Here is a 24,033-nt window from a genome sequence, read left to right on the forward strand (position 1 = left end):
CGTCATGATCCTTCAGCAACTCGTGAACGGCCTCTCGCTCGGAGCCGTCTACGCCGTGTTCGCCGTCGGCTTCACGCTGGTGTTCGGCGTCCTCAACGTGCTGAACCTGTCGCAGGGCGCCGTCTTCATGTGGGGCGCCTATGTGGGCCTCGAGGCCGTGCGCACGCTCCAGCTTCCGTTGCCGGCGGCCATGGCGGTCGCGGTCGTGGCGGCCGGGATCCTCGGCGTCGTCACGGAATGGCTGGTGTTCCGCCCCTTGCAGCGGCGCGGCGCGCATCGCTGGATGGGCATGGTCGGCAGCCTCGCGCTCGCCCGCATCCTCATCGGCGCGGCGCAGGAGGTGTTCGGCACGCAGGTCGTGCGCTATCCGGACAGCGCCCTGATCGACGCCACGATCGTGATCGGGGCGGCGCGCTTCCAGGGCCTCCAGGTGGTCGCGTTCGGGGTCGCCCTCGCGATGGTGCTGGCGCTCGGGATCCTCCTCAAATTCACGAATTTCGGGCGCGCGATCCGGACGGTCGCCTTCGACGAGACCGTGGCGCGGCTGGTCGGGGTGCCGGTCGGGCGGGTGCGGGTCGTGACCTTCTTCATCTCGGGCGCGCTCGCGGGCGGCGCCGGCGGGCTGTGGTCGCTGCTCTTCCAGTCGGTGTCGCCATTCATGGGCGACACCATCCTCCTCAAGGGACTGACGGTGCTGATCCTCGGGGGGCTCGGCAACGTGGTCGGCGCCCTCGTCGGCGGCCTGCTGCTCGGGCTCGTGGAGGTCGGGAGCATCGTGGCGGTCGGGTCGGGCTTCCGCGACGCCGTCGGCTTCGGGCTCGTCCTCCTGATCCTCCTCACGCGGCCGACGGGGCTGTTTGCGACCCGGGAGGCGAAGCGGGCATGAGCGAGTTCTACTATACCTACGAGAACGTCATCGATCTCTGCCTGCTCAATGCCGTCCTGGCCTTCGGTTGCCTTCTCCTTCTCGGGGTCAACCTCCTCTCGCTGGCGACCGGCGGGCTGATGGCGGTCGGCGCCTATCTCTCGATCTGGCTGACCATGCAGGAGCGCTGGCCGTTCGGCCCGGCGCTCCTCGCCGCCACGCTCGCGGGCGCGCTCGCGGCCGCGGGCCTCGGCGCCCTCGTGCTGCGGCTGCGCGGCGACTACTTCGCGATGGCGACGCTCGCCTTCACCGAGGTGGTCCGCATCCTCGCCCTCAACTGGGATCCGGTGACCGGCGGAGCGCTCGGCGTCTTCGGGATCCCGAAATACACCGAGACCTGGCAGCTCCTGCTCCTGCTGGCGCTCGTCGTCTACTTCGTCTGGGCGCTGCGCCGCTCCGCCCTCGGGGACCGGATGCGCGCCATCGCCGAGGACGAACTCGCCGTGACGGCCTCCGGGCACGACGTCGCCCGCGTCAAGCTCGCGCTCTTCACCGCCTCGGGCGCGATCGCGGGCCTCGGCGGGGCACTCGCCGCCCACCTGAACAGCTTCGTGGCCCCGGGCGACTTCGGTTTCCTGCGCTCGATGGATGCGGTCATCGCGCCCGTTCTCGGCGGCGTGTGGAACCTGCTCGGCGCAGCGATCGGCGCCATCATCCTGACGGCGCTACCCGAGGTGCTTCGCTTCTCCGCCCAGTTGCGTGAGGTCCTGATCGGGGCGGTGACGCTGCTCGCAATCCTGTTCCTGCCGACGGGGATCGCATCTCTGCCGCGCCTCCTCGTTCGCGGGAGGATTGCCCAATGACCGCGCTCCTCTCGGTGAACGGCGTCTCACGGCGGTTCGGCGGCGTCGCGGCGCTCTCCGACGTCTCCTTCGCGGTCCCGGCCGGCGCGGTCGTCGGCGTCATCGGCCCGAACGGCTCGGGCAAGACGACGCTGATGAACATCGTCAGCGGCGTGGATGCGCCGACGCACGGCGAGGTCCTGTTCGATGGCGCGCCCGTTCAGGGCCGGCCCGCCCATCGCCTCGCGCGGCTCGGGATCGCCCGGACCTTCCAGCACATCCGGCTCGTGCCGCAGCTCACGGCAGCGCAGAACGTCGCCCTGGCGCTCCACGAGCCGGAGGCCGGGCTGGCGGACATCCTCCTGCGCCTGCCGCGCCTGCACCGCATCGCGCGGGAGCGGCACCGGCTCTCGGTCGCGCTCCTCGAGCGCGCGGGTCTCGGCCGCGTGGCCGACAGCCGCGCCGGGGACCTCTCCTACGGCGACCGGCGGCGGGTCGAGATCGCCCGGGCGCTTGCCGCCCGACCCCGCATCCTCCTCCTCGACGAGCCGGCGGCCGGCATGAACCACACCGAGAAGCATGCTCTGCGCGGCCTGATCGCGGGTTTCAGGGCCGACGGGATCACGGTCGTCCTCGTCGAGCACGACATGGATCTCGTGATGGGCGTCTGCGACGAGATCCAGGTCCTGAACCAGGGCCGCCCGATCGCATCCGGACCACCGGCCGCCATCCGGAAGGATCCCCGGGTCATCGAGGCCTACCTCGGAGCCGAGGATGCTTGAGATCCGGTCCCTCTCGTCGGGCTATGGCGGTCCGCCGGTCCTCGACGAGGTCTGCCTGGACCTGCGGCCCGGCGAGATCGTCACGGTCGTCGGCAGCAACGGGGCAGGCAAGACGACCCTGCTCAATACGGTGGCGGGCCTGCTGCGGCCGGTCGCCGGACGCATCCTCCTCGACGGCAGACCGATCGCCGGCCTCGCGGCGGAGAAGATCGTCCGGGCCGGGCTCTCCCTCGTTCCAGAAGGGCGGCAGGTGATCGCCCCCTTGAGCGTGGAGGAGAACCTGCTCGTCGGGGCCTACGGGCGACGCGACCGCAGGGGCGCCGAGACGCTGGAGGCCGTCTACACGCGCTTCCCCCGCCTCAAGGAGCGCCGTCGCCAGGCCGCGGGGCTGATGTCGGGCGGCGAGCAGCAGATGCTCGCGATCGGCCGCGCGCTGATGGCGGGCCCACGCGTCCTGCTCCTCGACGAGCCCTCGATGGGGCTTGCGCCGCTCATCGTGTCGGAGATCTTCGCGCTGCTCGGCGACCTCAATGGCCAGGGGATCGCCGTGCTGCTCGTCGAGCAGAACGCCCGGAAGGCGCTCGCGCTGGCCTCGCGCGGCTACGTCCTCGAGAGCGGCCGGATCGTCCTGGAAGGGCCGGCGGCCGCGCTCGCGGCCTCGCCGGCCGTCCTGGACGCCTATCTGGGCGCAGGTGCCGGGACGGGGCGCGCGGCGTGAGCGCGAGCGGGGTCGGCGCCGCGCCGGCTCCGTCGCCGGGACCCGCCGGGCCGCGCGGCCCGCCTGCGGGGCGCGGCCCCGCGCCCCATGCGCGGATCCGGGACCCGATGGGGGTCGCGCATCCGCTCCCCGCTGGAACCGCTACCGTCCCTCCGGAGGTCCCCATGACGCTGATCGTCGGCGCCCATCCACAGAATCCCTCCCTCTCGATCCTCGCCCGCCGGCGCGAGGCCGCCGCGGCTCTCCGCGAGAAAGGGCTCGCCTTCTTCATCTACGGTGCGGGGGCCCAGACCATCCCGTTGATCCAGGCCGGCGTACTGCACCTCGCCGGAACCGGCGCCACGCCGCCGATCCTGGCCAAGGCCGCCGGGCTCTCGACGGCCGTCTTCGCGATCGGTGAGCCTCGGCCGGAACGGGGCGGGCTCTTGGTCGCCGAAGAATCCGAGATCCGAAGCCTGTCCGACCTCGGCGGGCGCGGCATCGGCCTGATGCCGGTCTCCTGGCACACGCAGTTCCTCGCGGCCGAGTTGGAAGCGGCAGGGCTCGCCTGGAGCGACGTCCGGGCTGCGGAGATCATCCCGGCCACCGCCGCGGACGCCTTCCTGGCCGGCCACCTCGACGCGATCGTCGCGACCGATCCGCTCTACGCGCAGATTGCGGCGAGCCGTCCGGTCCGGATTCTGGCGAAGCCCGGCGCGGCATTCTCCAATCGCACCGCGTTCTGGGGGCCGACCGAGATCCTGAGGACGCATCGGGACGCCGTGAGGGCTCTGATCGACGCGCTCGTCGCTTCCGACGCGGCGACGCGCGCCGACCCGCGGGAGGCGGCCGCGCTTCTGGAGGGCGTCAACGGCCACGCGGCGGCGCAGTGGTTGCCCGCTCTCACCGCGCGGCCCTGGGGCATCTCCGCACCCGGCCCTGACTTCCTGACCGAGCAGCAGGCGCATGCCGACCTGTTCGCGACGTTCGGGTTGATCCCGCACCGCATCGACGTCAGCGACACCGTCGATTCGAGCCACTTCGCAGCGGCCTGAGCGCCAACCCCGCAGAGGAGAGCGAGTCCCATGGAAGTTCTCTGGTACCTGACAGGCCCCGACGGCCGCTATCCCTGGCGGGCCGATGGGGCGCGCCCGCTCAACTACGCCTATTTCCAGCAGCTCGCCCGCGCGGTCGACCATCTCGGCTTCACCGGGGCTCTGCTCGCGACCGGCTCGCACGACGCCTGGATCCAGGGGGCGTCGCTGATCCCCTACACGGAGCAGTTCCAGCACCTGATCGCCGCGCATCCGCCGATGATCTCGCCGACGCTGCTCGCCAAGATGATCACCACCTTCGATCAGTTCTCGAAGGGGCGGCTGCGGGTCAACATCGTCAACGGCGACGCCAAGCTGATGGCGCAGTACGGGATCCACCTTGGACACGACGAACGCTACGCCTTCACGGACGAGTTCCTCACTGTCCTGACCGGCCTCCTGCGCGGCGAGACGGTGACCTTCAAGGGCCGGTACATCCACGTCGTGGATGCCGGCATCCCGGTTCCCCCGACGCAGCCGCATGTCCCGCTCTGGTTCGGCGGGTCCTCCCCGGCCGCCCACGCGGTCGCCGCCAAGCACATCGACACCTACCTGTCCTGGGGCGAGACGCCAGAGCAGTCGGAGGCCAAGATCCGCGAGGTCAGGACGCTCGCGCAGACATACGGGCGGGCCGACAAGATCCGGTTCGGCATCCGGCTCTACGTCATCGTGCGCGAGACGGAGGAAGCCGCCTGGGCGGCCGCGCAGGACCTCTACGATCACATGGACGAGGCCGCAATCGCCGGCGCCCAGGCCTACGTGGCCGGTATCGACTCGATCGGGCAGCAGCGGATGTCGGCCCTGCATGGCGGGCGCAAGCCGAAAAACCTGCGCGAGCTCGAGATCGCCCCGAACCTCTGGTCGGCGATCGGCCTCGTCCGGCACGGGCCGGGCACGGCGCTCGTCGGCAGTGCCGCGCAGGTGCTGTCCCGCATCCAGGATTATCGCGATGCCGGCAACGATGTCCTGATCGTGTCGGGAATGCCGCTCCTCGAGGAAGCCTATCGCTTCGGCGAACTCGTCCTGCCGCATCTCGACGTGGACCACCAAGCCGCTGCGGGCGTCACCTCGGCCTTCACCAGGGAGCGCGACGCGGCGTGGCGCAACTCCGCCCGAGGGCGGAGCACGCAACGCCGCGACCGCCTATCGGCGTGAGCGATTGGCAGGAAAAGGCGCCGCGTTGTCGGAAGCCGCGAGCGGCCAGCTCGGGTCAGCCGGGGAAAGCGGAGCGCCCTCAGTGCAGGCTCCTCGCTTGCCGAACAATTTCATCTGGCGCATGGGCGACCCGGACGAGGACGGCTACGTCGCGGCGAGCGATCCGCGGCGCGACGGTCAGGCCGTGGTGTGCCGACCGGGACCGCGGGGGTCCGCCGGCCGAGCCATCCGCGGCACGGAACGGCGCGGCGCGCGCCTGGAGCCCGGACCGGGAGGGGCGCCTGCGGCTGCCGGACGCGAGGACGATCCGTCCCCAGCCCGTGGAGCCCCCGTCCGGCACGCTGAAGGCCCGGATGAGAGCCCCCCCGCGTCCCGACCCGGATCTTGGCGAAGGTCCGGACCGCGATGAGCCCGCAGGTTCTGGCCTACGACATGAAGCGGATGATCCCGATCGTCGGGATTGGGCCGGTGACGACCTCGAAGCGCCGGCAATGGGAGACGACAGGCGTCCGAGGATGACGCGATCAGACGCATCTGTGCCAGCATGCCCGGCCCTGCGGCGAACCTCGACCGTCCCAAGTCACAGCAGGCCGAGATCGCCACCATGAAACCGGATCGCGGCCTCGGTGATGCTGGTGACACCTGCCAGATGGATGATGGCATCGGCCGCGCCGTTGTGATCGACATCCACGTAGAGATTGCTCTTCGACGTGTCGAAAAGAGCGAAGGCGCCCGATCCCCCTAGTTCGACATCGGCTTTCAGGAGCGACAAAGCGGCCCCTTCGCTCGGTACGTTACGCAACTCGACGCCGTTTGCCTTCCCGGCGAACAGCGCCGTGAAATCGAGGACGTCGCCGTTATAGCTTGAGGTCAGCTGGCCCGCTCCCTGGTTGGCCGGCGCGCCCGGTGTGCCGATCGTGTTCGGATGGAAGTCCGTGATCGTGTCCATGTGGGCAGCCGTCGACTGGTTGAGGTCGCCGTACACGAACACGTCGTTGCCCGCGCCGCCGGTGACTGTATCGGCTCCGTAGCCACCGGCGAACACGTCGTTGCCCGCCCCACCCTTGAGCGTCAGGCCCTGCGCCGCGTCGTGATGAGCCGAAGCGTCGAAGACGACGGCGCCGGCCGTTCCGGTTCCGGTGACGCCGGACGCATCGAGCGTGGTCACGTTGGGCAGGCTGCTCTCGCCGAAGTTGACGCCGTGGCTCCCCGCGACCGTGAGGGTCGTGGCGGCGGCGTCCTTCAGTTCCACGGCCAGGGCGGCGCTTCCCGAACTGACCGATGTGTCGAGGTTGATGATCTCCACGCCAGCAATGGCTATCGGCGTCCCGGCATTGCTGTGAACGATCGCGTTCAGGACATCGGAACCGCCCTGGTCCTGGACGACGTCTCCCGCCGTCAGGGTCGCATCCAGGCCGGCGCTGATAATGGCGTTGTAGGTGTCGTTGCCACTGGTGCCGACGAGGTTGTCCGGGCCCGCCGCGAGCGTGAAGATGTGCTCCGACCCGCCGAGGAGCGGGTGGGCCGCGTACGCGTCCTGTCCTTGCGCGGCCTTGAAGAGGAAGTCGTTCACCGCGGCATCGGAGCGGGCGATGAACTCGGCGGATTGCGCGAAGCTGTTGAGCATGTCGGCCCGCGTCGAGACGCCGGAGCCGGGGGTGTTGACCGCTTCGAGCCAGGCATGGAGTTCGACGGCCGACGCGCTGCGGTCCAGCGCATGCGCGTAAAGCGACTGGAGGTAGCTCTCGGTGACGACCTCGCCGCTGCCGTACTGGGCCGTGAACTCCGGCGCGTGCGCGAAGGCCTCGCTGATCGCCTTGAGGCTCTGGCCGGACGCCTCGAAACCGTTCACGTTGGCGTGCAGACCGTCCTTGTCGGGCACGCGGCCGAAGGCAACCTGGTAGAGCCGGATCACGGGATCGACATTGGCGTTGGCCTCAGCCGAGTTCACGATCGATCCGTAGACCTGCCCGTCCGTGAAGAAGCCGGATTGCGACGCGGCCGTGAGGGCATTCACGTCCTCGCCACTCGGGTCGCGCTGGAGGACGTTCTCGAATGCCGTGGTGATCTGCGCAGCTGTCAGAGCCATGTGACCGTCTCCTCATCACACCGATCGCCGTCGGGCGTTGAGGGGTTATGGACAGTGCGCCCTGATGGAACAGTGATACCCATCACGCCAGCGGATGGGGAAAGCGTGGGCCTGGGGTGGCGGCCACACCGTCACAGGTCGGGACACGATCGTCATGGCCGCCACGGCGACCTCGGGGGGTGGCCACCCGTCACGAAAGGCCCCGCGAGCCGCGACGGCCTGTGATCCTTGTGCCCGAAATCCTCCGCGTAAGGGCTTGTTTGAGGCACGCGCGAACTCAAGTCGACAGGCCGACATTCCGTCGCTGCATAGATCGATACCGTAAATCTCGTAAATCACATCATATGACGTTGTATGAATTTCGCTTAGATGTGATGGATTAAAATCAATATTTATACTGGTTTAGGTGTGGACAGTTCATGGCTGAACAAAACGAAGGAAGAAGACCGACGGAATTTGAATTCTTGGTCTACCCGCCTCCTGCAGAGGGACTGCCTTGGCTTGCAGTCTCCATTGGGTTGAACGGCAATGTCTTCTCTGTCGAGGCATTCAGAACCTCCGAGAGTGCCGAGGCAAGGGCGCGCGAGAACGTCAACAATCTCAGGGAGCTTTTTGCCCAGAGCGGGTGCGTCGCTTCACCAACGCATAGGACCGAGGGGATTCACTAGACGGTCATCGGGTTTACCGGAGGAGCCAGAGCCCCGCGTCGTTCGACGTCGCCGTGTAGGCGGGGTGACCGTCCTCGTCCCTCACCAGCACCGTGACGGATTGCCGGTCGCCGTCCTCTGGGATTTCTTCCCGCGCAATGTCAGGGAGACGGTGCTGGGCCGCCTTGCGCACATCCGTCATGCCGGCGAATTCGACGCCCGTGTCGTCCTGCTTCACACCGCTGTCGGCAGGCCGGTTGAGGAGCGCGAACCGAACTCTCTCCAAGAGGCGTCGAACGTCCTCATCTGAGCCACGCCGGGCGCCCTGATCTAGGCCTGTGCCAACCGGCCTGCACGGGGTCTGGCGTTTCCAACGTCATACTCGCGAGACCTGTGTGCCCGAACCGGTCTGGCTGGGCCGGTCGAGCCGGTCAGGACGAAGATCGCGCGACGCAGCCCCAACAAACCAAAAGAAAGGCGGGACTTCCGTCCCGCTTCCGTGTGCGCGATCGCGCTAGAACTTATGCCACCACCCGGTCCGGTGGAGCCTCCTCAGCATCGGACTGCTTGTGATGACGCATAGCCTCACCTCAGAAGTTCTCGACAGGGATAGATCTAGATTAAATGCCCTGATCGCAGTTTCAGGGTTCCAAACCGTGCGCCGCTTTCAGGATGATTGCAATACATATTTACGAAGTCAGAATTTATCATTTTAACTGATTTCAGATCATATGTTGCGTTGTGGGCCTGTCGCTTCCTCACTCGGACTTCCCTGCCAAGACATGTGCCGGTCGCGCTCAGCGGTTGAAACCGAGTCGCCGGCTCACGGCTGGAGGCGGCCTTCGGAGAATGTCGGTCCGTCGCCCCTGGTCGTGAGTCAGGCGGCCAGGCGTTTCGCCCCTGCCGCCGCGGTTCGCCGACTGAGCTTGACGGACCTGGCTGGCATTCCCCGATGCGGCTCGGCGCTGAAACGCGATCCTATCTGCCGAGGTGAAATAGCCGGCACGGCGCTTCGAGCAGAACGATCCGGCGGTCGGTGGGATCGGGCAGCCAGACCTCCAGCTCGGCCCGTGCCCTGGCGTAGTCCGTGACCGTCTCGAACTGCGTGTGCGGCCAGTCGCTGCCCCAGACGAGGTGATGGAGACCGATGCGATCGCGCAGGAGCGGGATGGCCGCCGCAGGCAGGCCGGCGCCGTTGCGGTAGGAGCCCGAGATCTTCACCCAGATCCGACCGGTCTTGCCCATCGCCAACAGATGCCGGAAGCCCGGGTCGCCGACGCCTGTCGCCGGGTCTGGCTTGCCGAAATGGTCGGCAACGACCTTCACGCCGCTGTCCAGCAGGGGTCCAAGGAGATCGGGCCAGCGGCGGGCCTCCGCCTGGATCTCCACCTGCCAGTCGAGGTCGGCCAAGCGTCTCAGCAGGCTGGGCCAGGGGGCAGTCTGGAACTGGGGGTCTGGGGCGCCGATCAGATTGAGCCGGATGCCGACAATCCCGGCAGCCGAGAGCCTCTGCAACTCGGCCGGTGAAACATCCGGCTGCACCACGGCGATGCCGCGTAAGCGGTCGGGATACCGGATCAAGGCGTCGATCAGGTAGCTGTTGTCGGTGCCGAGGAAGCTCGGCTGGACCAGCACGCCGTTCGACACGCCGTTGGCGTCGAGCATCCGGAGGTAGTCCTCCGGGGTCGCGTCGTAATCGGGCGCGTAGCGACGGGCGTCGGCGAGGGGCAGGCCGCGCCTGAACACATGGGCATGGCTGTCGATTGCCGTGATCGCCTGCGTCAGTGCGTGCGTGGACCGCGGCAGAGCGCCGAGGGCGGCGCAGCTCGCCAATCCCGTCTGGAACCTGCGTCGCGAGATCATGGCTGTTCCACCACGCTGGGCATCGCTGCGGCCGCTCGGGCGCGGGCGGCGCGCCCGAGCACGAGGACCATCGCGCTGCCTGCCCCGGTGAGGAAGACCAGCGGCAGCAGGGCCAGCGGAAAGCTCCCGGTCTGGTCCTTGATGGCGCCGAGAAGCCAGGTCGCGCCGCCCGTGCCGAGATGGGACAGCGTGTTGATGCCCGCGATGCCCGCACCGGCAGTTCCCGCGGAGAGCCAGTCCGTGGCCAGAGCCCAGAACGGGCCCTTGATGGCGTAGTTGCCGATCAGCACCAGGCTCAACAGGACGAGCGTGACCGTGAGCGAACTGGTGAGGTTCGTCGCGAGCAGGCAGAGGCAGGTCATCGCGAGAGGCAGAGCCGTGCTCCACACCCGCTCTCCGGACTTGTCGGCTCGCAGGCCCCACACGATCATGAAGACCGAGGCGATGCCGAAGGGGATCATGTTCAGGAAACCCGTCTCGGTGTTCGACAGGCCGAAGGATTTGAGGATCTGCGGCATCCAGAGCGACAGGGCGTTGCTCGTCGCGGAACTGCCCGAGTAGATCAGCGCCAGCGCCCAGACGTACTTGTTCGACAGGACCTTCCAGAGGGGCAGGTGGTCGTCCACGGCGCTCGTGCCCGCCCTCTCGGCCGCCAGCCGGTTGGTGAGCCAGGTGCGCTCCTGCGGCGTGAGCCAGGAGGCTTCGCTCGGTCGGCTCGGCAGCAGGAAGAGCGCGCAGAACCCGAGGATCACCGCGGGGATCGCCTCCATCAGGAAGAGCCATTGCCAGCCGTGAAGGCCGGCGATCCCGTCCATCTGCAGCAGCGCCGCGGACAGGGGCGATCCGAGGAAGCTCGACAACGGGATGGCGACCATGAAGGTCGCGACGATCCGGGCCCGGTAGTTCTTCGGGAACCAGTAGGTCAGGTAGAGGATCACGCCGGGAAAGAATCCGGCCTCCGCCGCACCGAGCAGGAACCGGCCGAGATAGAAGCTGTAGGGTCCGACCACGAAGGCCATCGCGGCTCCGACGAGCCCCCAGGTGATCATGATGCGGGCGATCCAGATGCGCGCGCCGAACCGCTCCATCGCGATGTTGCTGGGCACCTCGAACAGGACGTAGGCGATGAAGAACAGGCCGCCGCCGATACCGAACATGGCCTGGCTCAGGCCGACGTCCCTGTTCATGGTCAGGGCCGCGAAGCCGGCATTGACCCGGTCGATGTAGGCGATGAAGTAGCAGATGATCAGGAACGGTATGAGCCGGAGCCCCACCTTGCGCATGATCGCGGCTTCCTGGGGCGCGCCTTCCGGCACGGTGGTTGCGGCGTTCATTCCGGTCTCTCCCTCTGGGCAGGCTAGGGAGGCTCCTCTGGGCTGTCCACCGACCGACGACGTTTCGAGGCGAACATGCGGGTCGGCTGTTCCATCTGCGGCCGGCGGCCGCCCGTACCGTCGTTCGTGTGGAGATCGGCTTTCCCTCATGCCTGACCGACGGCTCTATCGGGTCGAGGCCGGCCTGCGTCTCCTGGCCGTGTTCTCCCTCCTCATGCCCATTCCGAAGGACATTGCCGTGGCCCAGGATCTTCCCTCCCGGCTCGCCCGTGAGATCGCCCCGACCGGATCGTTGCGGGCCGCGATCAATTTCGGGAACCCGGTGCTCGCCCAGAGGGGAGCGGACGGCACACCGGCCGGTGTCTCGGCGGACCTGGCGCGCGAGCTCGGCCACCGCCTGGGCGTCCCGGTGGGCTTCGAGACCTTCGACACGGCCGGCGCGGTGGTCGAGGCCCTCGGCGGACCAAGGACGTGGGATGTGGCCTTCCTGGCGATCGACCCGCACCGGGCACAGACCATCGCCTTCAGCCCGCCCTACGTCATCATCGAGGGAGCCTACATGGTCCGCGAGGGCTCGCCGCTGACCCGGAACGATCAGGTCGACCATCCCGGCATCCGGATCGCGGTCGGCCGCAACACCGCCTACGACCTCTACCTGGGACGCCGCCTCGAGAGGGCGGAGCGCGTCTATGCGCCCACCTCGGCCGATGCCCTGGCGCTGTTCCTGAGGGAGGGCCCGGAGGTCCTCGCCTCCGTGCGCCAACCCCTGGAAGCCTATGCGCGCGAGCACAAGGACGTCCGCATCCTGCCCGGCCGGTTCATGGTCATCGAGCAGGCCGTCGCAACCCCGAAGGACCGCCCGGCAGGCCGTGCCTACATCCGCGCCTTCGTCGAGGAGATGAAGGCGTCCGGCTTCGTTGCCGAGGCCCTCGACCGGAGCGGCCAGCCCGATGCGGTGGTTGCGCCTGCCGCTCGCTAGCCGGATATCGCACGAGGGCCATGGCTCACGAAGGCCGTTCACGATTGGGGACGCCCCCGATTCCACAGGGCTGGCCCCCGTGGAACGTTCCGGGACGGCGTTGCACCATTCGTCGAGAGAATGACGGTTTTTCAGGTATTTAAACCTGTCGGGCCTGCGTGTGCGACAGTCAGAGGGGTTGGGCGGACGGCCATCTCCGGCAGCCCCACGCGGGCGGCGCCGCTCCGGGATCGGACATCCGGGAACCTGGGAATCGCGTTCGCCCCGTCGGTTCAGGCGTTTCGAAGCACCGTGCTGCCTGGGCCATGTCCGCCTAACGGGGCACTCAGCGGCTCGGCCCTTCGACTACTCCTCCGCGCCGGCGCTACGGACGAGTTCCAGGAGCCGACGCCGCTTGGCGGGGTCGCGGATACGGCGGTAGGCGCGGACAAGCTCGGTGCATTCGTTCGCTGCCTCGCTGCCCGCGACAGCCCGGGCGTTGGGTGCTTCGCGTAGATCGAACACGGAAATCGGCATGCCCAGCGTCTCGGCAATCACACGCAGCAGTTGCGCGGAATGTGCCGATAACGTCCCCGATGAGGCCGTGCCCTCGATCTCGGACTGGGTGGACCCATCATCCGCCGCACTCTCAAGATGTCTTGAAGGCGGTCCCTTGAAGCTCATCGCGTCCTCGCATCCGGTAGGACGACCGTACCGCCATCGACCGGCTTTCCATAGGAGAATTTCCTACGGTTGTACGATCAACATTCTCATCCTTTAAGTTGTACTTTGGTGCGCTTCAGCACAATGTCGTGATGAGGTAGGCAACGAGGAGCGGCAATGGCCAAGCTCAAAGGCATTCTTTCGCGAACAGGTCCGGACGCCCTCCAGGCAGCGTTGGACGCCTCCGACGTCATCGGCGAGTGGGACTGGGATATCTCCACCAACCACGTGCGCTCGGATCCGTTGGTCGCCTTGCTGTTCAGCGTCGATCCCGAACTGGCAGAGGTCGGTGCGCCGTTCACCGCGTTCACGGACAGGATCCACGAGGAAGACCGCGAGCGGGTCACGCGACTGATCGGCGAATGTGCCCTTGCTGGCGGCTCGTACGTGGCCGAGTATCGCGTGTGCTCGGCGGATGGTGTGACCCGCTGGGTCCTGACACGGGGGCACTTCGAACTCGATGCACGCGGTGGCCCCTGGCGTGGCCGTGGCATCACCATCGACATCACCCCGACCCGGATGAGCGATCATGCTTATGTCCGCAGCGGGACAACGGTGTCGGGCCATCCTCTGGAGCGGGCAGCAAACCATTGCGTCGCGGCTCACAAGGCCCTGCAGGAGATCGAGGAGCCGCACCTGAACCTGCTCTCGGAGATGCTGCTGCTGGAGGTCGGACGCAAACTCGCCCAGCTGGAAGGGACGAGGCGGCGCAAGGGGATGAACTGAGCGGCCTGGCGACCTTGGCCCGTGGCTCCGAGGCTTCGCTCTCCTTCGTGGAAGCGGCTGCCCGGATCTGGCGATGCGATGTCTCGGGCGAGCCGCCTGCCGGCCGCCATCAACGCTTGCCTCAGCGTCGGCAGCATCTCGCATCGGCCCGGCGCAGGCGACGGCTGGACTCGCCCTGGTGGTCCTGAGCTTGGCGTCGGACGGCGACGGCGGGCTCGTCGTCATGCGGGTGCATGCAGCGCAACCAGCCGTGCCCGCCAGCCTCGGGGGCTGCCCGCCCGGTGAAGGCCCGCCCGGTGAAGGCCCGCCACTCCGGGCTGACGCCCGTCACGCCGCCATCCGCGTTCGAGCCGACGATCATCTGGACCGCTCTCCGCGTCGGTGAGGCGGGAGCACACGCGCTCTCGGGCACTGGCAGCCGTGATCGAGGCCCGCGATGGTCTGCCGTGCACGCTGATCGGCTGCGACATGGTGTATGGCACGCCACCGTCACCGGCACTCAGTGCGACGGCTGTTCGAGACTCAGGTCGCCGGCTCGACGTCCTTGAGGGACGGGACGTAGGCGCACCAGCCACAGAGGCCCTTGTCGGCGGCTTTCGGAGCATTCCATTGCGAGCAGAGGGGGCAGACCTTCAGCACCAGCCCTCGACCATGGCGATAGGCGAGGCCGCGGCCCTTGAACGTGATCCTGCCCTCCTGAGGCTCGGTTCGGGTTCCCCGCATCATCCCCTCACACCACTCGCATCGTCACGCACCCAAGAGTTGCGTTGGAACGAAATTACACAACCAAAGGTTCAAAAATCGCCCGTCCTTTCCTGCTCCGACACCGGATTGGCTCGATGGCGCGGGCCGATCACACACGGGCTCGCGCCATCGATCTCATCAACGCGCGGCAGCGTCAGTGCAGGCCGCCCTCCGTTGCCCTCACGGCTTTCGTGAGCTCCCGGCCGACCTCGAAGAGCAGCAGGTCCAGAAGGGTGTGCAGGACCGAGACATCCAGCGTATCCGCCATGCGCCGTGCGGCCATCACCGTTTCGGCGAGCTGGTTCAGGACACGGGTCTGTGCGTCGGCGTGCCCGGACGCCGGCTGGCGCGTCCCGGTCAGGTCGACGACGATGCCGCGGCAGCGAAGACCCCGGCCCCGTGCATCCGGTCCGATCTGACCTCTGGCTGCCACCCAATGCGTTGCGCCTCCACGGCCGAGCGTCCGAAACTCCGCCTCGAAGCGGCCAGCGGTTCGGTGAGCTTCATGGACCAGTGCTCCCACGCGCTCGCGATCGGCCTCATGAACGCTGTTGAGCACGGCGCCCAGCGGTACGCCGCCCGCCGCGCGGTGTGCGTTCAATCCGAGGAACTCAGCGAACCGCCTCGACGGATAGACGGTGCCCGAGGCCAGGTCCGTCTCCCACGTGCCGAGGGAGCCTGACGCTTCCAGAGCGGACAGGAGGGTGGGGGTCGGCTGAGCGAGCGGCATGGGTGTTGAGCACAACTTTCGGTTGCCGCCTTCTACCGCAGGCACTCATCGGAAATTGTGGCAGCGCTGCCATGCTGGCGACATTCGACGATGAAATCCCTGCTCCGCATATCAGAATTGCGTTTTGAGCCGCATTTCGGTTCGCCTGCCGGAGGGTCATGGATCCGCCCGGCCCGCGTCAGTGGATGCATGGCAACGGGCACGTGCGGCTTCGAAGACGGCGTGACCGGCCACGCATGCGGCATGGGAAACGCCATCGGGTGCCGGGGACCGAGCATCGCCGAGGACCCGTCGTTGCACGGCCGGATGCCCTGACGTCCCGTCACGCCATGCCAGCTGACCCGTCAAACCCATCCCGGGATCGGCCACCGCCCGGAAGGCGGCAGAGCCTGTCACTCGCATCGATTGCCAGGAAGGGGGGATGTTCCGTTCGATGGCAGGATGCGCGAACGCGTTGTCCTCGCGAGCCGCGTGGGGCCACCGTGCGGGTCACGACGATCGATGGATCAGGTTCTGCAGGTGCTGAAGGATCGAGGCAGCGTCGTAGGGCTTCCTGACGACGGGGATGTGCTTCAGGTGGAGGGGGATGACGATGCTGTCGCCGTAGCCGGTTGCAAACAGGAACGGCACCTTTTGCCGTGTCAGTTCGTCCGCGACGGCGATGGAGGTTCCCGTGCCCAGATTGATGTCCAGGACAGCGACATCCGGCTTCCGGATGGCAAGCAGCCTCATCGTCTCGGCTTCGGAGCCGGCCGTGATGACATCGTCGATCCGCGCATCGGCCAGGATCTGTTCGAGGCCGACCGCGATGACGAGCTGGTCTTCGAGGATGAGGACACAGGAATCGGTGAGGTCGTCGAAATCCCCGGATGACCGAGCGACGGGCGCCGCCGGGCGCGCAGTCTCGCCGGTCCCGGCCACGGTGAGATGCTTCGCCGGGATCCTGAAAGATCCCCGGACTCCCTCGGGCCGGTACTCGACGGCGCTCGTTCCCCCGAGGTCGAAGGGGATGCTCCGGTCGATCAGGACGGAGCCGAACCCGCTTCGGCTCGGCGGGCGAACCATCGGGCCGTCGCTCTCCTGCCAAGCGATGTCGCAAGTCCCGCCGGCGTCGACCGTCCAGACGACCGAAAGCTTACCGCCCGCCCGAGACAGCGCACCGTACTTCGCGGCGTTCGTCGCCAGCTCGTGCAGGACCAGCGCCAGCACGGAGTAGGCACGGGCGTCGAGGACGACGTTGGGCCCCCCCAGTTCGATGGCATCGGCGGAGGTGCGGTAGGGCGTAAGCTCGGCGTCGAGCAGCGCGGAGAGGCTACCGCCGCCGTCGCCGCGCACGATCTGATCGTGCGCCAGCGAGAGGGCCTGGATGCGCCCCTTCAGCGTCGCGACGTAGCCATGGAGCGTCTGGCCCTCCGCCGTCGGGTGGGCGACGAGTGCCCCGATAAGCGCGAGGATGTTCTTGACCCGGTGGTTGAGTTCCTCGTTGAGCATCCGCTGGCGGACGTCCGCCTTCGATCGCTCGTCGGTGAGCAACTCGCTGTTGTGGAGCACGACCTCGACGACCGCCGCGCGGATCGCCTCGCCGAACTGCCGGTCCTGCTCGCTCCAGGGTAGGGATTGTTGGTAGACCGTCTCCTTCCAGACGGCGAAGCTCTTGCGCGGGCTGAGGCGCTCGCCGTTGGGCCCGCTCTCGTAGGTCTTGTTCGGGTCCCCCGCCCAGTCGAGCGTCTCGACCACCTCCCTGCGGAACAGAATGAGGTAGTCCCGCGGACGCTGCGACATCGGGATGACCAGCACGCCCGAGACCTCGGCGGCGTAATCCCGGGCGGACGCGTGCGCGGCGGACAGGCGGTTGGATGCCCAGGTCCTGCCTTCCGCGACGCCCTCGGCGAAGCGCAACAGGGCCGGGACGGCTGCCTTGGGCGGGGTCATCCCTTCGGCGCTCCACCGCCCTTGCAGCGACATCCCGATCCCGTCGCATGGGATCAGCGCCTCGAACGCCGACATGCGGGACCGTAGGAGCCCCTCGATGTCGGCGGACCGGCTCGCGTCGCGCAGCAGGTCGTCGAGCATCTTGCGGGCATGGGCGGCCGCTTCCAGCGTCTGCCTGGCCCGCAGGGTCTCGATATGCAGGGAGAGGAACTCGCCGAACATCTCGGCCGCCACCCTCTGGCCCATGGCCAGGGTTCGGGGCGAATAATGGTGGCAGGCGATCAGGCCCCAGAGCCCCCCCCCGACGATGATCGAGATCGACATGGAGGCGCCCACGCCCATGTTGCGCAGGTACTCGCAATGGATCGGCGAGACGCTGCGCAGGTGCGCGTAGGACAGATCGAGCGGCTCGCCCGACAGGTCAAGGACGGGCTCGATGGGAACGGTCCTGAAATCGGCGTCCGAGATGATGCGGATGGGATTGCGCAGGTAGAGCGCCCGCGCCTGCTGCGGAATGTCCGAAGCCGGAAAGAACTGCCCCAGGAAACTTTCGAGATCGCTTCGCTTGGCCTCGGCGATCACCTTGCCGGCACCATCCGCCCCGAGCTGGTAGACCATCACCCGGTCGTAGCCGAGCATGGCCCGGACGAGACGAGCCGCATCGCGGAAGAGTCGGTCCGTCCGGTCGATCTCCCGGACCTGGGCGATCACGGTGCGGGCGAGTTCGAGTGGTTCCGCCACGTTCGCGCCCGCCGGCTCGAACTCGACGACGACGGTGCCCTTGAAGAGATGGGCGGCGACGTCGAAGGCCTGTCCCGAGGGCAGGCTCAGATCGAACGTGAGCGCCGGGCGGGACGCGTCCCTGGTGCGCGCCAGCGAGTTCCGGACGGTGTGGGCGGCCTCGTCCCCGAGGACCGCTTCCAGACGGCGACCGTTCGGGTCCCCGGTCGTCCCGAGCAGGTCCGGCGCGTTCGCGGAATGGCGCAGGACGATGGCCGCCGACGCGTCGCAGGCGAGCAGGCAGCCATGGGGCTGGATGCTGCCTGGAACCTGGATGGGCTCGCGGTCGCAATTGGTCAGGTCGACGCGAGGTCCCGAGGTCATTGGCCCTACCGGTTGACGCGACCGGCCCACCGGGCGGTCGCCGAGATGTCAGGTCAAGGAGGCTCTTGCACGCAACCTCACCCTTTGCGTTCTAGGCCGCTTGGACGGCTGCGTCACCAAAGCCGGGGCGTATGAGATGTCGCTGTTTCTGGAGCCTTGAGACGGATCAGCCGGCGTCTCGCATGACAGGCGGCATGAACCGCCCTTGGGCACCGGCCAGGCTACTCTCGGGACGATGACGCGCGGCCGGTGACCTGCCACCCCGGATCCCCGCCGCGGCGCAGGGCCGTGCCGTGCACTGATGGCGGGGCTCACAACCGCAAAAGAGGGAGGCCCCCCGGGCCCGATCACAGCTTCGATGCCCGAGCCGGGATCGCCCATCGCTGGCGGCGCAGGATCGCCACGATGTCCTGGATGTCCCGGAGCACCGTCTCGAACTCAGTCGCATCGCACCCGGCCCTGGTGAGGTCGATGATCGCGGCGGTCAGAGCCGTGCTGTGTGCCTCGCCCAGGGCGAGGTGGCGTTCCACCTCATCGAGGGTGAGGTTCTTGGGCAATCCGATCATGATCGCGCCCTCCGCGTCTGACCCCCGATACGGAAAACCTATCCGAAGTCGGAAGGGGGCCAAAGCGGCAAGCGCCCGGGTTCAGGGACCGGGTGTCGCGGCGCGTCGGGCTTCGCGCCCGAATGACCCTCAGCCCTTCAGCCGCTGCCGCAGCCAGCGCGTGGCGTCTTCGAGGGTGTCGAAGGCCGGGGCCCGCAATCCCGCCAATCGCCCGAGCCCGGCTTCCAGGAACCAGCCGTTCGGGCTCTCGTGCTCGGGCGTGTCGAGACGAACCAGAACGCCCACGAGCAGCCCGTTGGCCATCACCAGCATGCCGACGCGGTCGGGGCTGCCCGTGTCGACGGCGATCGGCTGCAGCACAACCAGGGTCTCGACGTTGTGCTGTCGGCTCACCCTAACCTCCATGGCCGCTGCTCAGCCACGGAATGATGCGCCGCGCACCCCAGCGCGTGTTTCTGAGGTGGAGGTAGTTCGGGTTGTAGTTGCAGTAGGCCTTCAGCCGCTCGACGTCGAGGATCGTCAGGGTCCGCTGCCTCAGCGTGATGAGCCCGAGGGCTCGCAGCTCCCGGATCGTGCGGTTCACATGCACGTTCGACAGGCCCATCGTGTCGGCGATGTCGGGCTGCGTGAAGGGGAAGTCGAAGCTGTTGCCGCTGACCCGGCCCACCGCCTCCAGGCGCAGCAGCAGCTCGCAGAACAGGTGGGCGATGCGGTGGTCGGCGGGGCGACCGCCGATGTTGACGAGCCACTCGCGCAGCACCGCCTCGTCCACGAGCGCGCACCACCACAGCGCCCGGGTGACGTGCGGGTAGCGGGCCGTGATGTCGTCGATGGCGTGCCGCGGGATGTCGACGACCTGGCAGGCCGAGATCGTGCCGATGTTGTGGTCCATCTGGTCGAGGATGAACACGTTGAGGTCGCAGAAGTCGCCCGGCACCAGGTAGGCCATGATCTGGCGCTGGCCGTCCGGCAGCATCTTGTAGCGGCAGGCGTAGCCGTCGAGAACAAGGTGGACGTATTCAGGCGCGTCGCCTTCCCGGATCAGGTCGGTCCGCGCCGGCACCTTCCGCACCTTCGGCATCAAGGATTGGAGCGCCTCGCGGTCTTGGTCGGAGAGGCTTTCGAAGCCCTCCAGCTTGCGGATCAGTACGTCCTGCATCTGGCCACGTCGGTCGATGGAGATACGACAACCTAGGTCGCGAAAACGACCTCCGCGACATCCTATGATCGGTTATTTGCCGCCGCCGACGATTAGGGTCATAGTGGGAGCCGTCGCTTGCAGGTGCATCCGGGCGCAGGCGGTCAAGGGCTCGTAGCTCCCGCCCCAGTGAGGTCGGGACCGTGCCAGCGTCGATCCAGAGAGCCTGCCACAACCGCTTGCTGCGGGCGATGTCCGAGTCGGATTTTGCGCTGCTGCAGCCGCACCTCTCGACCGTGCCGCTGCGGCTGGGCGAGGTGCTGATCAAGCCCGACACCCCGATCCCGCGCGTCCACTTCATCGAGGACGGCATCCTCTCCAACATCGCCACGGCCGCCGACGGCAAGCAGGTCGAGCTGGCTCTCATCGGCCGTGAGGGCATGGTCGGACTGCCGGTTCTGTTCGCCACGGACCAGACCCCGCACGAGGGCCGGATCCAGATGGCCGGCTACGGCTGGTCCGTGTCCTCCGAGTCCCTGCGCGAGATCCTCGGCAGCACTTCGGATCTGCAGGCGCTGCTGCTGCGCTACGCCCAGTCCGTGAACGTCCAGATCGCCGGCACGGCGCTGGCCAACACGCGCTACAAGGTCGAGCAGCGCCTCGCGCGCTGGCTGCTGATGTGCCACGACCGCACCGAGGGCGACGAGCTGCCGACGACGCATCGGTTCCTGTCGCTGATGCTGGGGATCAACCGTCCGGGCCTGACCGCGACGATGGCGGGATTCGAGCGGTCCGGGATGATCGGGAGCGAGCGGGGCACCATCACGATCCTGAAGCGCGAGATGCTGCTCGATCTGGCAGGCGCCTCCTACGGCGCACCGGAGGCGGAGTATGCGCGGCTGATCGAAGGCCGGCCGGGGTCGGAGGTCTCGACGAAAGCAAGACACGTCATATGATGCTTTTTGACAGCATAAATCATCATAAGATGTTTTTTAGACAAAAATAACCATACGGACCCACCGCACAAATATAACGTATGTGGTTGATCGCTTTCATCAAGATTGTTCTTTTCGATCACCATCAGCGTGTCCGACACAGGTGCTGATGGCTGGGAGAGCCGTGCGCTTCCGCCTGCCATGCAAGGCGAAGTTGTCATGCCGTTGGATCCGGATCACCACGCCCTCAGCCTGCTCGTTCGCAAGCTGGGGAGCATTGCCGCCCTCACGGACGGGGAGCGTCAGGCCATCCTGAGCGTGCCGTCCAAAACCCGCCTCCTCAACGCAGGGCAGGACATCGTGCGCGACGGCGACAAGCCCTCGCAATGCTGCCTCATCCTCGATGGCTGGGCCTGCCGCTACAAGATCATCGGCGAGGGGAAGCGCCAGATCTTCTCCTTCCACATTCCCGGCGACATCCCCGACCTGCAGAGCCTGCATCTGCACACCATGGATCACAGCCTCGGGACGATCACCCAAGCCACGGTGGCCTTCATCCCGCACGAGAGCATGCGGGAGTTGTCGACGCGCTTTCCCAGGATCGGAGAGGTGCTCTGGCGGGACACGCTGGTCGATGCGGCGATCTTCCGCGAGTGGATGATCGGCATGGGCCGCAAGTCAGCCTTCGGGCGGATCGCGCACCTGTTCTGCGAGATGTACCTCAAGCTCGAAGCGGTCGGCCTTGCCGGCGAACACCGCTGCCCCTTGCCGATCACGCAGATGGACATCGGCGACGCGCTGGGGCTGTCGAACGTGCACGTGAACCGGGTGCTGCAGGAGATGCGCGGCAGGAGCCTGATCACGCTGCGCGGCAGCGCCCTGGTGATCCAGGCCTGGGATGTCCTGATCGGCGTCTCCGAATTCGATCCGACGTACCTGCATCTGGAGAAGCGGGCGGCTGGTTGAGCCTGCGCCGACACCCTGTGCACGATTGAGCGGCTCCTTCTCACTCAGATATGAAAGTCGGCGTGCCCGGTGAGGTGATGACCAATCACGTTGACCGAGAAGTCGACATGACCTGCATCGACGTGGTCACCACAGCCTCCATGGTGGAAGCCCTGATTACCCGCATGGAAGTTCGTCGCGGTGTTCGGTGGATCGGCCGCCTCGGTGGTCTGGGTGAGAGCAGAGGTGGTGCTACCGGCTTGAGGCGCGTTGAACGCAAAGCTGCCACCGTGACCATGACCCCACGAGTGATGCCAATGATCACTGATAGGGCTGGCACTGCCACTGGCGTGGATGCCGGAAGCGTCTGAGGACTGGGTGCCGGCGTGCGAGCTGTCCGCCGCAGGAGGGGCTGCCGCAGTGACGGGCGGCGATACCGCGTTGTTGACGGTCGATGCGGTCGGAACAGATGCAGCACTGCCGAAGCTGTCGAAGGGGGTCAAATCGACTGGATGCCCAGCCTCCGCATCGATGATTATCTGTGCCGAGTCTCGCGTATTTCCGTTCTCGACAGCTAGGAGCTTCGCGACGTCGACGCTTGGGCTGCCGCCAGCCCAGAGGTCGACATGCAGCGGGTCGGTTGAACTCGCAACGGCATCCGCACAGTAATCTTCCATAATAAAGTATTTCTGCAGGTAAGGCACGTAGATCTTCGTGCCAGGAGCAAGATCCCGTGCGTCACTTGCGAACGTGATCGGATCCTCGAAGGTGCCGATCCCGCCAGCCTTCTGGTGAAGATTCGGATAGGCGATCCCTGCCCCTGGCGGGTCGTTGTCGGGCCACCCGTACATTGTCACCCGTGCATCAACAGCCTGCTCTGCCATTCAGCAATCCTTTGTTCACAACAAATAATGACATCTGAAAACATAAAATTCGTCGAAACATGGCTGAAATGTGTCAAGCGGCGTCGATTTCGAAGAAAATAGACAATCCCGGAAGTTATGTATCAAACAATACGTCAAGAAACATGAATTGTATTAGGTCGTACTTTAAAATGCAAAATTTCTTGTTGCAATAAATCGCGTATAAGCCAGACATCTCGGCTGATCTTGGACGTTTGATTGGCAATGAGTCGAACTTCTTGTGGTGGTGATGAGCGTGAACAAGCTCTCGTCGACACCATTTTGATGCAGATCTTTCGAATTGTGGCGCGCCGGCTTTGGCTAAGCGCGGATGCATGCGCGTTAGATTGACGGATCCCGACACTGATCGAAGAGCAATGCTGGGCATGCTTGGCAACGAATGTGATGTAGCGCATTGAAATCTTGGGTGTGTTCAAGGCGCGGTACTACGCAATGTGACTGCACCGCGTCCCAAATAAATTTGATGCGATAACAGCTCAGTGATGATCGAGAAATTGCTGCCTTGAAAATTTCTCGAAATTGACCAACAAATCCGTTACACCGAACCGGGATCGTCGCGGGAATAGACTTTCTCCAAGAACGCCAGAGCAATCTCAAAAAAATCCTAAAAGTACAAGATCTTTCTATTTCTTAAGAGAAATTTGGAGCGCGATCGAGCCATAAAAGAATCATAACAGCATCCACATGCGCACGTCCTTGGATTACCGCCTACATCTGCAATTCTCTTGGATCCATTTTATCAAGATCCTTTGCTCCGTACGCACCGATGCACGCGATTCAGTTCAGTAGAAATAATTTGTATTATTGATCTGTTTGCTTTAGTAATTTACAATACGGGCACCGAACCAAACATCTATTTCATGGACCGAGTATTGCTCAAGCGCATAACGATGCCTGAGATACTGAACGAAAATCAACTTCATACTGTTATGATAATTTATTTTTGGACCAAATTTCATAAATCGAAATCGTTCACTCTTGTTTGACGGCGCTTTCGGCGCGAATTCGATGGAATAGGCCTCGTTTTGAAACAAACCGTACCGAACGAATCTTGCGACGATCTTCTATGGCTATTTCGAAATCTCACAGCTTAGCACCTCTGCGCACGCAGTTAGGCCTAAAGAACCAATCCGCGCCCCTTGAGATATCTTGGCCATTAGCATCTGGTTGCGCGCTCGTTGGCTTCGTTGTCCAAAAGATTTTGTAACATTTCACATCATCGGCAGAAAAACATACAAAGA

General features: G+C 66.0%; 24 protein-coding genes. 11 read left to right on the forward strand and 13 right to left on the reverse strand.

Annotation, left to right across the window (positions count from 1 at the left end; genetic code table 11):
- Positions 1–4 precede the first annotated feature (4 nt).
- The 7 genes from F6X51_RS12775 to F6X51_RS29035 all read left to right on the forward strand — a co-directional run bounded on the left by F6X51_RS12775 (position 5) and on the right by F6X51_RS29035 (position 5,954).
- Complete coding sequence (locus tag F6X51_RS12775) at positions 5–886, forward strand: branched-chain amino acid ABC transporter permease (protein ID WP_150964042.1); 882 nt, start codon at positions 5–7, stop codon at positions 884–886.
- Positions 883–1,728 carry a branched-chain amino acid ABC transporter permease gene (locus F6X51_RS12780; RefSeq protein WP_150964043.1) on the forward strand — a complete coding sequence of 282 codons (846 nt, stop codon included), beginning with the start codon at positions 883–885 and terminating at the stop codon, positions 1,726–1,728. Before F6X51_RS12775 ends, F6X51_RS12780 begins: the two co-directional genes overlap by 4 nt.
- Entirely contained in the window at positions 1,725–2,489 is a 765-nt protein-coding gene (locus F6X51_RS12785) for an ABC transporter ATP-binding protein (protein ID WP_150964044.1), read from the forward strand. The genes F6X51_RS12780 and F6X51_RS12785 overlap by 4 nt, the downstream gene beginning before the upstream one ends.
- Positions 2,482–3,207 (forward strand): ABC transporter ATP-binding protein, encoded by a 726-nt coding sequence (locus F6X51_RS12790; RefSeq protein ID WP_150964045.1) that lies wholly within the window; start codon positions 2,482–2,484, stop codon positions 3,205–3,207. Before F6X51_RS12785 ends, F6X51_RS12790 begins: the two co-directional genes overlap by 8 nt.
- A gap of 164 nt (positions 3,208–3,371) precedes the next feature.
- Positions 3,372–4,241 carry an ABC transporter substrate-binding protein gene (locus tag F6X51_RS12795; RefSeq protein WP_191970102.1) on the forward strand — a complete coding sequence of 290 codons (870 nt, stop codon included), beginning with the start codon at positions 3,372–3,374 and terminating at the stop codon, positions 4,239–4,241.
- Between the two features lie 30 nt (positions 4,242–4,271).
- A complete protein-coding gene (locus F6X51_RS12800; RefSeq protein ID WP_150964047.1) occupies positions 4,272–5,435 on the forward strand; it encodes an LLM class flavin-dependent oxidoreductase in 1,164 nt (387 codons plus the stop codon).
- A 384-nt stretch (positions 5,436–5,819) separates the two neighbouring features.
- Positions 5,820–5,954, forward strand: coding sequence for a hypothetical protein (locus F6X51_RS29035; RefSeq protein ID WP_407658523.1), 135 nt, complete (start codon positions 5,820–5,822; stop codon positions 5,952–5,954).
- A gap of 61 nt (positions 5,955–6,015) precedes the next feature.
- On the opposite strand, the gene F6X51_RS28895 is transcribed toward F6X51_RS29035, so the two are convergent.
- From F6X51_RS28895 to F6X51_RS12825, 4 genes are all read right to left on the reverse strand, one after another.
- Complete coding sequence (locus F6X51_RS28895) at positions 6,016–7,452, reverse strand: DUF4214 domain-containing protein (protein WP_191970103.1); 1,437 nt, start codon at positions 7,450–7,452, stop codon at positions 6,016–6,018.
- Positions 7,453–8,205: 753 nt separating this feature from the next.
- Entirely contained in the window at positions 8,206–8,457 is a 252-nt protein-coding gene (locus F6X51_RS12815) for a DUF6894 family protein (RefSeq protein ID WP_150964050.1), read from the reverse strand.
- A gap of 692 nt (positions 8,458–9,149) precedes the next feature.
- Positions 9,150–10,004, reverse strand: a complete 855-nt coding sequence (locus tag F6X51_RS12820; RefSeq protein ID WP_246696778.1) for an amidohydrolase family protein — start codon at positions 10,002–10,004, stop codon at positions 9,150–9,152.
- Between the two features lie 26 nt (positions 10,005–10,030).
- Positions 10,031–11,368: an MFS transporter gene (locus tag F6X51_RS12825; protein ID WP_191970104.1), complete on the reverse strand. Its 1,338-nt coding sequence runs from the start codon at positions 11,366–11,368 to the stop codon at positions 10,031–10,033.
- Positions 11,369–11,516: 148 nt separating this feature from the next.
- On the opposite strand from F6X51_RS12825, the gene F6X51_RS12830 reads away from it, so the two are divergent.
- Complete coding sequence (locus F6X51_RS12830) at positions 11,517–12,347, forward strand: ABC transporter substrate-binding protein (protein ID WP_246696779.1); 831 nt, start codon at positions 11,517–11,519, stop codon at positions 12,345–12,347.
- A 345-nt stretch (positions 12,348–12,692) separates the two neighbouring features.
- Here the strand turns inward: F6X51_RS12830 and F6X51_RS12835 are convergent, their stop codons facing one another.
- Complete coding sequence (locus F6X51_RS12835; RefSeq protein WP_150964052.1) at positions 12,693–13,010, reverse strand: hypothetical protein; 318 nt, start codon at positions 13,008–13,010, stop codon at positions 12,693–12,695.
- A 156-nt stretch (positions 13,011–13,166) separates the two neighbouring features.
- Here F6X51_RS12835 and F6X51_RS12840 point away from each other — a divergent pair, with 156 nt between their 5' ends.
- Positions 13,167–13,775, forward strand: a complete 609-nt coding sequence (locus F6X51_RS12840; protein WP_150964053.1) for a PAS domain-containing protein — start codon at positions 13,167–13,169, stop codon at positions 13,773–13,775.
- A gap of 121 nt (positions 13,776–13,896) precedes the next feature.
- Here F6X51_RS12840 and F6X51_RS12845 read toward each other — a convergent pair whose 3' ends face one another.
- From F6X51_RS12845 to F6X51_RS12875, 7 genes are all read right to left on the reverse strand, one after another.
- Entirely contained in the window at positions 13,897–14,136 is a 240-nt protein-coding gene (locus F6X51_RS12845) for a hypothetical protein (protein ID WP_150964054.1), read from the reverse strand.
- A gap of 161 nt (positions 14,137–14,297) precedes the next feature.
- A complete protein-coding gene (locus F6X51_RS12850; RefSeq protein WP_150964055.1) occupies positions 14,298–14,498 on the reverse strand; it encodes a hypothetical protein in 201 nt (66 codons plus the stop codon).
- 175 nt (positions 14,499–14,673) lie between these two features.
- On the reverse strand, positions 14,674–15,249 hold the full coding sequence (locus F6X51_RS12855; protein WP_150964056.1) for a PAS domain-containing protein: 576 nt from the start codon (positions 15,247–15,249) through the stop codon (positions 14,674–14,676).
- A 489-nt stretch (positions 15,250–15,738) separates the two neighbouring features.
- Positions 15,739–18,285, reverse strand: coding sequence for an HWE histidine kinase domain-containing protein (locus F6X51_RS12860; RefSeq protein ID WP_150964057.1), 2,547 nt, complete (start codon positions 18,283–18,285; stop codon positions 15,739–15,741).
- 347 nt (positions 18,286–18,632) lie between these two features.
- Entirely contained in the window at positions 18,633–18,851 is a 219-nt protein-coding gene (locus F6X51_RS12865) for a hypothetical protein (RefSeq protein WP_150964058.1), read from the reverse strand.
- Positions 18,852–18,980: 129 nt separating this feature from the next.
- Positions 18,981–19,244 carry a hypothetical protein gene (locus F6X51_RS12870; protein ID WP_150964059.1) on the reverse strand — a complete coding sequence of 88 codons (264 nt, stop codon included), beginning with the start codon at positions 19,242–19,244 and terminating at the stop codon, positions 18,981–18,983.
- 1 nt (position 19,245) lies between these two features.
- Entirely contained in the window at positions 19,246–20,010 is a 765-nt protein-coding gene (locus tag F6X51_RS12875; protein WP_150964060.1) for a Crp/Fnr family transcriptional regulator, read from the reverse strand.
- 182 nt (positions 20,011–20,192) lie between these two features.
- Between F6X51_RS12875 and F6X51_RS12880 the strand changes: the two genes are divergently transcribed.
- Positions 20,193–20,945, forward strand: coding sequence for a Crp/Fnr family transcriptional regulator (locus F6X51_RS12880; protein WP_150964061.1), 753 nt, complete (start codon positions 20,193–20,195; stop codon positions 20,943–20,945).
- Positions 20,946–21,050: 105 nt separating this feature from the next.
- Entirely contained in the window at positions 21,051–21,890 is an 840-nt protein-coding gene (locus F6X51_RS12885; protein ID WP_322098524.1) for a Crp/Fnr family transcriptional regulator, read from the forward strand.
- A gap of 44 nt (positions 21,891–21,934) precedes the next feature.
- On the opposite strand, the gene F6X51_RS12890 is transcribed toward F6X51_RS12885, so the two are convergent.
- Positions 21,935–22,753, reverse strand: coding sequence for a hypothetical protein (locus F6X51_RS12890; protein ID WP_150964062.1), 819 nt, complete (start codon positions 22,751–22,753; stop codon positions 21,935–21,937).
- Between the last annotated feature and the right edge of the window lie 1,280 nt (positions 22,754–24,033).

The sequence above is a fragment of the Methylobacterium planeticum genome, from assembly GCF_008806345.1.
In the GTDB taxonomy this organism is placed as follows: domain Bacteria; phylum Pseudomonadota; class Alphaproteobacteria; order Rhizobiales; family Beijerinckiaceae; genus Methylobacterium; species Methylobacterium planeticum.

What these genes read in the sequence shown, in the direction of transcription:
- F6X51_RS12780 (WP_150964043.1), top strand. Translation starts at nt 883, where the DNA reads ATGAGCGAGTTCTACTATACCTACGAGAACGTCATCGATCTCTGCCTG.
- F6X51_RS12825 (WP_191970104.1), bottom strand. Translation starts at nt 11,368, where the DNA reads ATGAACGCCGCAACCACCGTGCCGGAAGGCGCGCCCCAGGAAGCCGCG.
- F6X51_RS12865 (WP_150964058.1), bottom strand. Translation starts at nt 18,851, where the DNA reads ATGATCGGATTGCCCAAGAACCTCACCCTCGATGAGGTGGAACGCCAC.
- F6X51_RS12785 (WP_150964044.1), top strand. Translation starts at nt 1,725, where the DNA reads ATGACCGCGCTCCTCTCGGTGAACGGCGTCTCACGGCGGTTCGGCGGC.
- F6X51_RS12830 (WP_246696779.1), top strand. Translation starts at nt 11,517, where the DNA reads ATGCCTGACCGACGGCTCTATCGGGTCGAGGCCGGCCTGCGTCTCCTG.
- F6X51_RS12860 (WP_150964057.1), bottom strand. Translation starts at nt 18,285, where the DNA reads ATGACCTCGGGACCTCGCGTCGACCTGACCAATTGCGACCGCGAGCCC.
- F6X51_RS12875 (WP_150964060.1), bottom strand. Translation starts at nt 20,010, where the DNA reads ATGCAGGACGTACTGATCCGCAAGCTGGAGGGCTTCGAAAGCCTCTCC.
- F6X51_RS12800 (WP_150964047.1), top strand. Translation starts at nt 4,272, where the DNA reads ATGGAAGTTCTCTGGTACCTGACAGGCCCCGACGGCCGCTATCCCTGG.
- F6X51_RS12850 (WP_150964055.1), bottom strand. Translation starts at nt 14,498, where the DNA reads ATGCGGGGAACCCGAACCGAGCCTCAGGAGGGCAGGATCACGTTCAAG.
- F6X51_RS12840 (WP_150964053.1), top strand. Translation starts at nt 13,167, where the DNA reads ATGGCCAAGCTCAAAGGCATTCTTTCGCGAACAGGTCCGGACGCCCTC.
- F6X51_RS12775 (WP_150964042.1), top strand. Translation starts at nt 5, where the DNA reads ATGATCCTTCAGCAACTCGTGAACGGCCTCTCGCTCGGAGCCGTCTAC.
- F6X51_RS12855 (WP_150964056.1), bottom strand. Translation starts at nt 15,249, where the DNA reads ATGCCGCTCGCTCAGCCGACCCCCACCCTCCTGTCCGCTCTGGAAGCG.
- F6X51_RS12845 (WP_150964054.1), bottom strand. Translation starts at nt 14,136, where the DNA reads ATGATCGTCGGCTCGAACGCGGATGGCGGCGTGACGGGCGTCAGCCCG.
- F6X51_RS12890 (WP_150964062.1), bottom strand. Translation starts at nt 22,753, where the DNA reads ATGGCAGAGCAGGCTGTTGATGCACGGGTGACAATGTACGGGTGGCCC.
- F6X51_RS12795 (WP_191970102.1), top strand. Translation starts at nt 3,372, where the DNA reads ATGACGCTGATCGTCGGCGCCCATCCACAGAATCCCTCCCTCTCGATC.
- F6X51_RS12790 (WP_150964045.1), top strand. Translation starts at nt 2,482, where the DNA reads ATGCTTGAGATCCGGTCCCTCTCGTCGGGCTATGGCGGTCCGCCGGTC.
- F6X51_RS12835 (WP_150964052.1), bottom strand. Translation starts at nt 13,010, where the DNA reads ATGAGCTTCAAGGGACCGCCTTCAAGACATCTTGAGAGTGCGGCGGAT.